General features: G+C 32.7%; 12 protein-coding genes and 1 pseudogene. 10 read left to right on the top strand and 3 right to left on the bottom strand.

Annotated elements, in window-relative coordinates; translation table 11 throughout:
- Positions 1-46: 46 nt before the first annotated feature.
- Together Q0739_RS02410 and Q0739_RS02405 are read right to left on the bottom strand one after the other, a co-directional pair.
- Positions 47-286: a hypothetical protein gene (locus tag Q0739_RS02410; protein WP_298237102.1), complete on the bottom strand. Its 240-nt coding sequence runs from the start codon at positions 284-286 to the stop codon at positions 47-49.
- A gap of 156 nt (positions 287-442) precedes the next feature.
- Positions 443-1,309 carry a helix-turn-helix domain-containing protein gene (locus Q0739_RS02405; RefSeq protein ID WP_298237101.1) on the bottom strand — a complete coding sequence of 289 codons (867 nt, stop codon included), beginning with the start codon at positions 1,307-1,309 and terminating at the stop codon, positions 443-445.
- Between the two features lie 129 nt (positions 1,310-1,438).
- Here Q0739_RS02405 and Q0739_RS02400 point away from each other — a divergent pair, with 129 nt between their 5' ends.
- Positions 1,439-2,077 (top strand): YceI family protein, encoded by a 639-nt coding sequence (locus tag Q0739_RS02400; protein WP_298237100.1) that lies wholly within the window; start codon positions 1,439-1,441, stop codon positions 2,075-2,077.
- Positions 2,078-2,099: 22 nt separating this feature from the next.
- On the opposite strand, the gene Q0739_RS02395 is transcribed toward Q0739_RS02400, so the two are convergent.
- A complete protein-coding gene (locus Q0739_RS02395) occupies positions 2,100-3,119 on the bottom strand; it encodes an LD-carboxypeptidase (RefSeq protein WP_298237407.1) in 1,020 nt (339 codons plus the stop codon).
- Between the two features lie 370 nt (positions 3,120-3,489).
- Between Q0739_RS02395 and metG the strand changes: the two genes are divergently transcribed.
- From metG to Q0739_RS02350, 9 genes and pseudogenes are all read left to right on the top strand, one after another.
- Positions 3,490-5,580 carry a methionine--tRNA ligase gene (gene metG / locus Q0739_RS02390; protein ID WP_298237099.1) on the top strand — a complete coding sequence of 697 codons (2,091 nt, stop codon included), beginning with the start codon at positions 3,490-3,492 and terminating at the stop codon, positions 5,578-5,580.
- A gap of 132 nt (positions 5,581-5,712) precedes the next feature.
- The gene (locus Q0739_RS02385) at positions 5,713-6,180 is read left to right on the top strand and encodes a lipocalin family protein (protein ID WP_298237098.1); all 468 of its coding nucleotides are present in this window, start codon (positions 5,713-5,715) and stop codon (positions 6,178-6,180) included.
- A 7-nt stretch (positions 6,181-6,187) separates the two neighbouring features.
- Positions 6,188-6,892 (top strand): OmpA family protein, encoded by a 705-nt coding sequence (locus tag Q0739_RS02380; protein WP_298237097.1) that lies wholly within the window; start codon positions 6,188-6,190, stop codon positions 6,890-6,892.
- 117 nt (positions 6,893-7,009) lie between these two features.
- The gene (locus Q0739_RS02375) at positions 7,010-7,852 is read left to right on the top strand and encodes a helix-turn-helix transcriptional regulator (RefSeq protein ID WP_298237096.1); all 843 of its coding nucleotides are present in this window, start codon (positions 7,010-7,012) and stop codon (positions 7,850-7,852) included.
- Between the two features lie 256 nt (positions 7,853-8,108).
- Entirely contained in the window at positions 8,109-8,285 is a 177-nt protein-coding gene (locus tag Q0739_RS02370) for a hypothetical protein (RefSeq protein WP_298237095.1), read from the top strand.
- A 137-nt stretch (positions 8,286-8,422) separates the two neighbouring features.
- A complete protein-coding gene (locus tag Q0739_RS02365) occupies positions 8,423-8,971 on the top strand; it encodes a carboxymuconolactone decarboxylase family protein (protein ID WP_298237094.1) in 549 nt (182 codons plus the stop codon).
- Between the two features lie 105 nt (positions 8,972-9,076).
- Entirely contained in the window at positions 9,077-9,463 is a 387-nt protein-coding gene (locus Q0739_RS02360; RefSeq protein WP_298237093.1) for a cupredoxin domain-containing protein, read from the top strand.
- 115 nt (positions 9,464-9,578) lie between these two features.
- Positions 9,579-10,097, top strand: coding sequence for a ferritin (locus Q0739_RS02355; protein WP_298237092.1), 519 nt, complete (start codon positions 9,579-9,581; stop codon positions 10,095-10,097).
- A gap of 823 nt (positions 10,098-10,920) precedes the next feature.
- Positions 10,921-13,058: pseudogene (locus tag Q0739_RS02350) on the top strand (Tex family protein).
- Positions 13,059-13,087: the final 29 nt, after the last annotated feature.

The raw sequence follows: 13,087 nt of genomic DNA, 5'->3' as shown, positions 1-13,087 counted from the left end.
GATAAGGTAAAGTTGGCTTTAGTAAAAGTTAAAAGTGTAGTAGTATTTATTTAGCAGCGTAAACTTTTGTTTCACCGTCTTTTCCAAATACCAATACTAATTTCTCGTTAGAATTGATGTAATATGCCTCTAATTTCCATCCTTCACTTTTTGAAGCTTCAATTAAGCATTTACGAACATCTGGATTATTTAAATTAAATTGTGTGTTAATAGGGTTATCAGTTGCATTAACTTGCACAGAAACCATAAGCACCATAGCAATTAAAAGTAATTGTAATTTTTTCATTTGTAGGTATTTTTAGATTATTAAATAAGCGTGCAAGAGTATAGCATTTTGTAATATCTCGTGAAATTTTTAGCCGATTGTATGTTTTTTCTCGTTAAACGAACAATTTTGAATGAAGTAGTTGAATTCTAGTAATATAAATTGAGAACTCTGTTTTTAATTTACTTCTAATTTGTAGCCTACACCATGTACGTTTATAATGTTTATTGAGTCATCATCTTTAAACTTTTTTCTAAGCTTAGAAATAAATGCATCAAGACTTCTACCAACAAAAACACCATTGTCTTCCCATATTTTTTTAATTAAAACATCACGCTTTATCACTTGGTTTTGTTGTGAGCTAAACATATTCATTAGTTCACATTCTTTGGAAGATAATTTTATTTCAACAGCGTCTTTAACTAATTTGTTCTGGGTTTCATAGAATTTATATTTGCCAATTTTTATATGGTCGTCAAGATTATTAATTAGTTTGATTTTTGGTTTTCGTTTAAAATAGGTAATTGCTACGAATGTTATAATTAAAATAAGGAGACCAATTAAAATAAGGTTTTTGTTAGCACTTAAGAAAGAACTGTTTTCAATAAACAAAACTTGTACGGTATAACAATCTAATGGTAAAACGCGTCCTAGGCAAGGAACAATGTTTTGTTCCTTTGTTCCCGTAATTTGAAAACTATATGAAACCTCTCGAGAATTGCAATTAATGACTTCTACTATATAACGTTTGGATAATTTTGCGGTTTTGAGGCTAGAATTTACTATCGCAACCAAACTGTCTGGGGTTATAGATAGATTCCCTTCAAAAGCGATTTCGTATCTATTCTCTTTTACTTTTCTAATGGGAAGGATTAATGAAGAAGAGTCTCTGTTAGCTAACAAAAGTTTGTTGCCAGCATCTCTAAGAACCACTTTAACTTTTTCAGAAAAATTTTCGTTATTATTAGGGCTTTGAAAGGCTACAAAAGTGATGCAGATAGCTGTTAAGGCTAAGAAGGAATAATATAATGGTTTTACTCTCATAAAATGAATTTAAAAAGGAGTGAATTAAGCTAAAATCTACAACTTTTGCATCCGTTTTACAATTCTTTTACATTTTTTTTACAAAAGGAAACCCTTATCAGTATTAGTTTTACTAAAAAATAAAAAATCATGCAAAAAATCATTTTATCATTATCAGCTATTATCTGTTTTACATTAAGTATAAATAGTCAAAGTTTAATATCTGTATTAAACAACTCAGTTTTAGATAGAGATGTGAATCGTGTTGAATTAGATATAAAAAACAGTATCGTTAAATGGGAAGGGTCTAATTTATTTAAAATAAATAAACATAATGGAACGGTGAAATTTAAAAACGGACACGTATTAAAGAAGAATGGAAATATTCTGGGTGGAGAATTTATAATTGAGATGGAATCAATTGTAAACACAGATGGAAAACCTAACGATAGGCTAGTGAATCATTTAAAAAACGAAGACTTTTTTGATGTAAAAAAATATCCCAATGCGAAGCTTCAGATAAATAACGTCATCTACGAATCTAACGATTCTGTAAGCATCATTGCGAATTTAACTATTAAAGGTATTACCAAGGAAATTCAATTTAATCCAAAATTTAATGTCATTGATAAGAAAGAGGTCATGACATCAAAATTCACAATCGATAGAACGCTTTGGGGAATTAATTATGAGTCTAAAGGAACATTAGGCGCAGTAAAAGATGATATTATTTCTGACACTATAGAGTTGGAAGTTATAGTGCAATGGCCATTTATAGACCAATGTTAATTGAAAAAATTAAGATGAAGGATTAATCATTGAAAGTAATTGTAGATTGTTCATTACCAACATTTAGTTGAATAGTTCTCCCTAAAATTAAAGCTCGATTATCTGGTTCATGTCCAGCAGGCATGTTAAACGCAATAGGAAAATCATAATCAGCTAAAGCATCTAAAATAAGTTGTTCAACCGATGTGCCCCAAAGCGTGGTATTCTTTCTAAGCTTAGTCATATCGCCTACAATAACACCTTTACAAGTATCAAAATAGCCAGCGCGTTTTAAGCTTTGCAACATGCGATCGATATGATATTTATATTCGCCAATTTCTTCAATAAATAAAATCTTCCCTGATGTGTCAATACTAGTTTTAGAGCCTAACATGGTGTGTAACATGGTTAAATTACCACCAACAAGTTGTCCAGAAGCAGTTCCCGTTTTATTATACGTCGAGCCTTCCAAAGTATAACTTAAAGGCTTTCCAAAAAGAGTGTTTTTAAGTGTAGAAATACTAGCTTTAATTTCAGACTCATCTTTTGGTAAACTTACACACATAATGGCATGTAAACTTTCTACTCCAGCATTATGAATTTGGTTATGAAGTGCTGTAATATCAGAGTAGCCTATAACCCATTTAGGGTATTTTTTAAATTTTGAATAATCTAATTTATCTAAAATCCTAACGGTGCCATAACCCCCACGGGCACACCAAATAGCACTAATTTTTGGATCGTCTAAAGCGTTTTGAAAATCTTCACAACGTTCATCATCTGTGCCCGCAAAATGATTTGATTTACTAAAAACGTGTTTCCCAATTACGGAATGCAACCCCCAATGTTTTAAAAGTTTTTGTGCCTGCAACACTTCATCATTTCTATTTTTTAAAATTCCTGATGGTGCAACAATAGCAACCGTATCTCCTGCTTCTAAATATGGTGGTTTTTTCAAAGTCTTATTCGATTTATTAATAGTTGTATTTTGCGCTGATATGCTTTTTATTCCAATGAAAAAGGCAACACAAAACAGACTTAATACGAGTAGGTTTTTCTGCATAATGTAAATGTACATTTTTTTAGTGAAACTCAACACTTAGAAGCCCAAAGGGCGCATTAGGTAGTGTTAGTTGAACTAGAGGCTGTCTGAAAAGTAAGTTCGATGTCATATTGAGCTTGGCGAAATATTTTTAACTTACTGATAATCAATATCGGTTTCGACAGGCTCAACCTTACAAATCAAATAATAAAGAGTTTTTAGATAGATAGATTTTTTTTCTAAATAGCTCTCAAATTGTGTATTTTTGTGGCTTGTTAAAATGTAACGTCATTACGAAGAGAGCAGCGACGTGGTAATCTTTTTAAATTATATAGATTACCACAATTTTTTATCAAAAATTTCGCAATGACGATTAATTCAAAATTTCATAATGAACAAACCAAAACGCTACACCATCACTACAGCACTTCCTTATACAAACGGGCCAATTCATATTGGACACTTAGCGGGGGTTTACGTTCCTGCCGATATTTATGCGCGCTATTTACGTTTAACAGGACATGATGTGGCGTTTATTGGTGGAAGCGATGAGCATGGTGTCCCTATTACCATTAAAGCTAAAAATGAAGGGGTTTCTCCTCAAGATATTGTTGATAAATACCATGCCATTATTAAAAAATCATTTGAAGATTTTGGAATAACTTATGATAATTATTCGCGTACATCAGCACCAATTCATCATAAAACGGCATCAGAGTTTTTTAAAACTTTAAATGAAAAAGGGGCGTTTATTGAAGAAACTTCAGAACAGTTATATGATGCTGAGGCAAATCAATTTTTAGCAGATCGATTTGTAGTAGGAACATGCCCAAAGTGTGGTAATGAAGAAAGTTATGGCGACCAATGTGAAAACTGCGGAACCAGCCACAATGCAACCGATTTGATTAATCCTAAGTCGGCAATTACAGGAAATGTACCCACTTTAAAACAAACAAAACACTGGTTTTTACCTTTAGATAAACACGAAGCCTTTTTAAAAGAATGGATTTTAGAAGGCCATAAAAAAGATTGGAAACCTAATGTATATGGACAAGTAAAATCGTGGATTGATGACGGATTACGTCCTAGAGCAGTAACCAGAGATTTAGATTGGGGAATCCCTGTACCAGCAGAAGGCGGTGAAGGGAAAGTACTTTATGTGTGGTTTGATGCCCCTATTGGCTATATTTCTTCAACCAAAGAATGGGCTGAACGAGAAGGAAAAAATTGGGAGCCATACTGGAAAGATAAAGATACCAAGCTAGTACACTTTATTGGAAAAGACAATATTGTATTTCATTGCATCATCTTTCCAGCGATGTTAAAAGCTGAAGGCAGTTATATTCTACCAGAAAATGTGCCCGCAAATGAGTTTTTAAATTTAGAAGGCAACAAATTATCAACCTCTAAAAATTGGGCGGTTTGGTTACCAGAATATTTAGAAGATTTCCCTGGTCAGCAAGATGTACTACGCTATGCTTTAAATGCTAATGCACCAGAAACAAAGGATAACGACTTTACTTGGAAAGATTTTCAAGCCAGAAATAATAATGAGTTAGTTGCCATTTTTGGGAATTTCATTAATCGTGTTGTGGTTTTAACCAATAAATATTATGATGGTATTGTGCCAGAACCTTCTAATTTTAATACAGTAGATGAAGAAACACTTGCAGCCGTAAAAGCCTACCCAGATGTGATTGCTAGTTCTATTGAGCGTTACCGTTTTAGAGAAGCAGGTCAAGAATTGATGAATTTAGCGCGATTAGGTAATAAATATTTAGCAGATGCAGAACCTTGGAAGGTGATTAAAGAAGATGAAGTACGTACAAAAACCATCATGTATGTAGCACTTCAAATTGCATCGGCATTAGCCACTTTAAGCGAGCCCTTTTTACCATTTACTTCTACTAAGTTGAAAAACATTCTTAATCTGTCTTCGAGTACAGTAGAAACGTCATGGAATGAGGTTTCAACCAAAAAAGCATTACTCCCTGCAAATCATCAAATAGGAAAAGCAGAATTACTATTCTCTAAAATTGAAGACGAAACCATCCAAAAACAATTGGATAAATTAGAAGCCAGCAAAAAAGCCAACGAAATAGCCAATGCTACCGTAGAGCCTCAAAAGGACACAATTACTTTTGAAGACTTCACCAAATTAGATATCCGAGTTGGTACTATTTTAGAAGCCGAAAAAATGCCAAAAACTAAAAAGCTTTTAAAGTTAAAGGTTGACACTGGTATTGACACAAGAACAATTGTATCTGGTATTGCCGAAAGTTTTACTGCCGAAGAAGTTGTTGGTAAGCGTGTAACCGTTTTAGTAAATCTAGCACCAAGAGCTTTACGAGGTGTTGAAAGTCAAGGAATGATTTTAATGACCGAAACTCCTGATGGAAAATTGGTGTTTGTGAATCCTGATACTTCGACCACGCTCAGTACAGGCGATGCTAAAGTTGGAAATGGCTTACAGGTAAGTTAATTTTAATAGTGATAATGTATTAATTCAAGTTCAATAAAAAAACTTGAAATTAATTGTGACTCTTCAATACAGATGTGTGTCTTAATTGCAAGAAATGATAAATCTAACACAAGGTTATTAAATTCTATACTTATGAAAAAAATAATTATTTTACTGCTAACCATTGGTCTAGCTTCCTGTGGAACATCAAAAACTGTAAGAGCATCCAAGAAAGTAATTAAAGGTGAATGGACATTAAGTTCCATAACTTATGATAAAACAGGCACGTATAATGTAACACTTTTAAATGATGCCTCTAAAGCATGTTTTGAAGGTAGCACTTGGCAATTTGTTCCAAATAATAATACGGGTATTTATACCATTAACGGTGCAAGTTGTAAAACTGGAGACCGTAATTTTGTATTTACTATTCAAGAAATTGATCCTCAAACAGGGCTATACGATTTTCTGCTTAAGCCTACAAACGAGAAGTATAAATCGGAAACTAATCAAGGTTTTAGATTGAGTTTAACATCTTTATCAGATAGTGCAATGCAATGGCAACAAACCGTATCTGTCGATGGTAAACCTTTTACAATTTCAATGAACTTTAATAAATAATAAAAAAATGAAAACAATTTTAAATAAGATAGGGATAATCGTTTTAGCTTTAGTTTTAACGACTAGTTTCACTAATTGCAAACCAGTACAAAATGCTAATAACAAACAAAAAGGTGCGGTTATTGGAGCTACAGGTGGTGCAATTTTAGGAGCTATAATTGGAAATAATGTTGGTAAAGGTGGTAATGGCGAATTAGGAGCCGTTATTGGTGGTGTTATTGGCGGTGGTGCTGGTGTACTTATTGGAAGCAAAATGGATAAGCAAGCACAAGAAATTGAGAATGAAATCCCAGGGGCTCAAGTAGAACGTGTTGACCAAGGTATTGTGGTAACTTTTGAAGATGGAAGTGGTGTATATTTTGCTACTAATAAGTATAATATTAATGCAGCTTCTCAATCAACATTAAATAAATTAACAGCTATTTTTAAGGAGAACTCAGATACAAATATATTAGTAATTGGACATACAGATAGTTCTGGTGAAGCAGATTACAATATGACGCTTTCTAAAAATAGAGCCACTTCTGTTACAAATTATTTAAAGCAGAATGGAATTAGCTCAGGTCGTTTAACCACTAATTGGTTTGGAGAAACGAAGCCTGTGCATGATAATTCTACAGCAGAAGGACGCGCAAAAAACAGACGTGTAAATATTGTTATAGTGCCAAATGAAGAAATGATTGAGGATGCAAAACAAAAAGCTGGCAATTAGAAAAAATACATTCTAATTCTTAAATCCTGTTTATTTTTAAACAGGATTTTTTGTTTTATATTAAGATTTAATTGAGAGTAAATGTAATGTTTAGTCTAATTAAAAGACTGAAACCACATGCAAAAAACATTCACAGAATTCTCTACCAATGCCATTCTTAAAATAGGAGATGAAGAACTTCTAAAACCCTATAAAGATTCAAAACAACCCGATTTATTCACGTTCATTAGAACGACTAATTCTAAAGCTGAAATTGTTGTTGACAGCATACCTTATACCATCCAACCTAATAGTATTTTAACATTAACAACGGTTCAGTATTTTCAATTTTTAGAAGGTGAAGATTTAGTAGTGTATCAATTTAACCGTGAGTTTTATTGCATTAAAGACCACGACCAAGAAGTGAGTTGTGCTGGTTTGTTATTCTTCGGAAACGTGCATATCCCAATTATTGAATTAAATGAAAAAGAAAACCGAAAACTAAATACACTCCACGAAGTTTTTTTAGATGAATTTGAAACTAAAGACACCATTCAAGCCGAAATGCTACGCATGCTTATGGCGCGTTTTATAATCATTGGTACACGATTATTAAAAGCGAAAGAAGGTTTTGTTGAAACAACTAAAAACACCAAAATAGATTTGCTCCGCGAATTTAATATGCTAGTAGAATCGCATTTTAAAACCGAACATAGCGTATCGTTTTATGCCGATAAGCTCTTTAAATCTCCAAAAACCTTATCTAATAATTTTGCTAAACTAAATACGAGTCCGCTGCAAATTATTCATGAGCGTATTGTTCTTGAAGCAAAACGCTTATTAATCTATACTGAAAAAACAGCAAAAGAAATTGCTTATGAAGTTGGCTTTGAAGATGCCTCGCATTTAAGCCGATTATTTAAAAAACATACGTCCTTATCTCCTTCAGACTTCAAAAAACAACTTAAAAAAGCTTCTTAGGTTTTTATGATTGAGTGATGTACTCTTGAGGGGGCTTTAGGGGTGTTTGTAGCCTCTCTTATGTCTCCTCGAGCGCAGTCGAGAGGTTATTAAGTCTCAACTTTAGTCTATCTTAAGTAAAGTCGAAAGACTCAACCAGACATTAATCTTTAAAACACCTATTAGGGAAAAATCGACAAGCCATAAGGCAATCTCATCATTTTATCACCCTTCTTTTTAATTCATCTTTGTACCCAACAATTAAAACAACAAAGTCATGAATTTAAAACACATATCTATTTTCAATTTAATTGAAATATTCAAAGGAAAAAGAAAAAACGTATTAAACACTATTTCTCCAAAAACACATTGCGAACAAAATCATATTTCAGATTTCTATTGTGATGCAGAAAAACCACATATTACTTCTAACACAATAGGTTTAAATCAATAAAGGAAAAATTGACAAGTCAAAAGGCATAAACTACATGGTTTAACCTTTATAACAGCCGCACCTTTGTACCAAGAAAAAACAATGTCAGTTCGAGAGCAGTCGAGAACTAAAAATTAATAAAAAAACAATTTAAAATTATGAGCACATTTAATGTACCAACAAGAGACCAAGTAAGTGAAAACAATCAAGCAATTTTTGACAACCTACATAAAGCTTTAGGTTTTGTACCAAACTTATATGCCACTTATGCGCATAGCGATACAGCTTTAGAGAACTATTTAAATTTTGCTAACGCAAAAACATCGTTATCGGCTAAAGAAAAAGAGGTAGTGAATTTAGCAGTAAGTCAAGTAAATAACTGTATTTACTGTTTATCCGCACATACTGCCATTGGAAAAATGAATGGTTTTTCTGATGAGCAAATTTTAGAATTAAGAGTGGGAAAAGCTTCTTTTGACAATAAATTAGATGCTTTAGCAAGATTAGCTAAGAACATTACAGAAAACAGAGGAAGGATAAATAAAGCCGTATTAGAAAACTTCTTTAATGTTGGTTATACAAAAGGAAACCTAATCGATACAATTTCTTTAGTAGGTGATAAAACCATTTCAAATTACATACACAGCGCAACACAAGTTCCTGTTGATTTTCCAGTGGCGCAAACTTTAGGAGCTGTAACTGTTTAAGAGTATTCCCAGACCTGCAAGGTTTTTAAAACCTTGTAGGTCTAAATAACATAATTTAATAATAACAAGATTTCCGACTTCTCGGGAATAAAAATCAAATTTAAAATGAAAAAAGTAGTATCAATTTTAGTAATCGTATTGGCATTTACATTCAACTCAAATGCACAAGACAAAATGATGGACAAGGCAGCAAAAACAATTGCCTTAGAACAAACTAAAGGAGAATTTGTTCAAAAAGCATTAACTGTTAGCGAAGGCACTTATGTGTTTGAAGTGGCAAACATTCATGCAGCAAAAGAAGTTGGTTTAGTTTTAGTTAAAAAAGGACAGGATGCCAGTAAACCAGAAAATCATATTAAAACAGCATATGTAACTCAAGTTGTGAAAGACGGAGAAACACAAAAAACAAATGCAACAACGTTGAAAAAAGGAGAATATGTGTATTTCTGCCCATTGAATCCAACACCACAATATACGCTTACGGTTCAGTAGTATTTAGATTGATTAATAGCAGAAAAGGGTTATTCTATTTTAGGATAACCTTTTTTTATTGTTTGATTTTAAAATTAGCAAGAGAAATCTGTAACTTTACAAAAAACAGAATACTATGTTATCTAAAACCATACAAAACGCATTAAATAATCAAATAAGAATAGAAGCTGAATCGTCTCAAATATATTTAGCCATGGCATGTTGGGCTGAGGTTAAAGGATTGGAAGGTGTCTCAAATTTTATGTATGCACAATCTGATGAAGAGCGCGAACACATGTTGAAACTGGTAAAGTTTGTAAACGAACGAGGTGGTCATGCTCAAATTTCAGAATTAAAAGCACCAAATGTAACTTTCAAATCATTTAAAGAAATGTTTGAAAAGTTGTTTGAACACGAAGTATTTGTGTCTCAAAGCATCAATGAATTGGTACATATTTCGCTTCAAGAAAAAGATTATGCAACACATAACTTTTTACAATGGTATGTCGCTGAACAAATAGAAGAAGAAGCCGTAGCACGAACAATTCTTGATAAAATTAATATGATAGGTGATGATAAAGGTGGCCTGTATTTATTTGATAGAGATATTGAAAACCTTACGGTAACAACAGCAGCTACCAATACGCCAGAATAATTTTAACACTAAGCTTATTTAGATTTAATAAAAATAACTTATTTTTGTCCGCAGATTTGATTAGTTATTTTCAACTGTGGGCAAAAAAAAGAAACAAAAAAAAGCAATTAGGAAATTACAAAAGTTAGGGGTAGAACTTCCTAAGAAAGTAAAAGACAGTTGCTGTAAAAAATTTAAAAAAGGTGAGAACAAACGGTGCAAAAAATGCCCTTGTTTTGATTTGATAAAGAAAGTCGCTTAAAAATGCTTTGCTAAATTGCTCCAAAGACTTTTCGGATTTCTTTTAGCTCCTTATTAATTCCAAACTTTAGTTAATAATAAAAAATACAATTAGAACTTGCTCCTCCCTTTGTTTTAAAGGGAGGACAATTTCGATTTATCGAAATTAGGAGGGTTAAACAACTCCAAATAAAAAATTTCTTGAAACATACTATCCCCGAGGCAGAGCCATAGGGGTATTTCGCGCGTTTCATTTTGACCTTTAATGGTCAAAAATCAAAATTTTATATTTAGATTCCCGTTTTATTCATTAATTCATATTTAAATCATTGGATTCATGAATCTTCGATTTCACGGGAATGACAATTTCAATGGAAACCCCAACACAGAGCGTCGAGGAATTCTTTTTGATTAAATTCGTTTCTATTTCCTTTGTATTTCAATATAAAATAGAACCGTACTAAAGACTATGCTTATAATTCCTGTCTTATCTAAAGAAAATATAATTCAGACCTGTCAGGTTTCAAAAACCTGACAGGTCTTTTTAGTTAAAATAAATCTTAAATTAATTAGATTTGATTAAAATTTAGAGCTTCATACTCGAATGATAAAATATATAATCAAACAAACACAGCTTCCTGAGAATTCAGTAAAAAACACCATTCAGTTACTTAATGAAGATTGTACTATTCCATTTATTTCGCGTTATAGAAAAGAGCGTACAGGAAATCTTGATGAAGTTCAAATAGGCAATATTGTAAAATTTAAAGAGCTATTTGAGGCTTTAGAAAAACGTAAAAAAGCCATTTTAAAAGCTTTAGAAGAGCAAGGGGTTTTAACATCAGAATTAAATCAAAAAATAAATCGACCAAAGATTTAACAACACTTGAAGATTTATATTTACCTTTTAAGAAAAGCCGAAAAACCAAAGCTGAAAAGGCAAGACAAAACGGGCTAGAACCTTTGGCAAAAATCATCATGTCTCAAAATGCTAATGATGTTGCATCTATAGCCTATAAGTATATAAAAAATGATGTTGTTTCTGTTGAAGACGCCCTAGAAGGTGCGCGACATATTATTGCAGAGTGGATTAATGAGCGTACAGATATTCGGAACAATATCCGTTATCAATTAGAGCGTTTTGCTATGATTTCCACGAAAGTAATAAAAACAAAAGGCGATTCTACGACTGCACTCAATACAAACGAAAATGCTCAAAAATTCAGGGATTATTTTGATTGGGAAGAAGCTTTAAATCGCATTCCATCACATAGACTTTTAGCCATATTAAGAGCAGAAAAAGAAGGGTTTATACGTGTAAAAATTAATATTGATGATGACCGCGCTTTAGACAAAATTGAAAACAGAATTATCCGATCTAATAATGCGTGTGCAGAACATATTGAAATAGCTATAAAAGACGCTTATAAACGTTTATTGTTGCCATCATTAAGTAATGAAGCCATGCAAATAGCCAAAGACAAAGCCGATGAGTCTGCCATTAGCGTATTTGCCAAAAACTTGAAACAATTGTTGTTAGGTTCTCCATTAGGCGAAAAACGAGTTTTAGCAATAGACCCTGGATTTAGAACTGGCTGCAAAATAGTGTGTTTAGATGCGCAAGGGCAATTAAAATATAACGAAACCATTTATCCGCATCCACCAAAAAGTGACAGTACGGGTGCAATGAAAAAAATAAGTTCACTTTGCGATGCCTATAAAATTGAAGCCATTGCTATTGGAAACGGAACTGCATCAAGAGAAACCGAAGCCTTAATTAGAAAAGTACATTTTAAAAACAATTTACAGGTTTTTGTGGTAAGCGAAGCAGGAGCAAGTATCTATTCAGCATCAAAAATAGCACGAGAAGAATTTCCAAATTATGATGTAACAGTACGTGGGGCGGTATCTATTGGAAGACGTTTACAAGACCCTTTGGCAGAATTAGTAAAAATTGATGCTAAATCTATTGGTGTGGGGCAATACCAACACGATGTAGATCAAACCAAACTTCAAAAACAATAGGATGTTGTTGTTGAAAATTGTGTAAACTCAGTAGGCGTAAATATAAACACTGCAAGTAAAAGTTTATTAAGTTACGTGTCTGGAATAGGCCCAAAACTGGCCGAAAATATTTTCAATTACAGAAATGAAAATGGTGCTTTTACTTCAAGGGCAGCCATTAAAAACGTACCCCGTTTAGGTGGAAAAGCCTTTGAACAAGGGGCCGCTTTTTTAAGAATTAAAGCCCCTAAAAACCCTTTAGATGATTCTGCGGTTCACCCTGAAAGTTATGCCATCGTTACTAAAATGGCAAAAGATTTAGGAAAGTCTGTGGACAACTTAATTGGGAATAAAGACGTGCTTCAAAAAATAGATTTAAAAAAGTATTGTACTGAATCCGTTGGTTTATTGACGCTTGAAGACATTATAAAAGAATTAGAAAAACCAGGTTTAGATATTCGAGAGCAAGCCAAAGTATTTACATTCAATCAAAATATAAAAACCATTAACGATTTACGAGAAGGTCAATTACTTCCAGGTATCGTCAATAATATTACCAATTTTGGCTGTTTTGTAGATTTAGGGATTAAAGAAAGTGGCTTAATTCATGTATCCAATCTATCGGATAGTTTTGTAAAAGATGTGAATGCCCATGTTAGTTTACATCAGCAAATTATAGTAAAGGTTTTAGAGGTTGATGTTGCTCGAAAGCGTATTCAGTTAAAGTTGTATAAATAAAAACGTTCTGTAATTCCTGCGCAGGAATG

Origin of the sequence: uncultured Algibacter sp., assembly GCF_947487605.1 — a bacterium.
Lineage (GTDB): Bacteria > Bacteroidota > Bacteroidia > Flavobacteriales > Flavobacteriaceae > Algibacter_D.
Note: the sequence above shows the minus strand (reverse complement) of the source record. Positions and strands in the feature narration are given on the sequence as shown.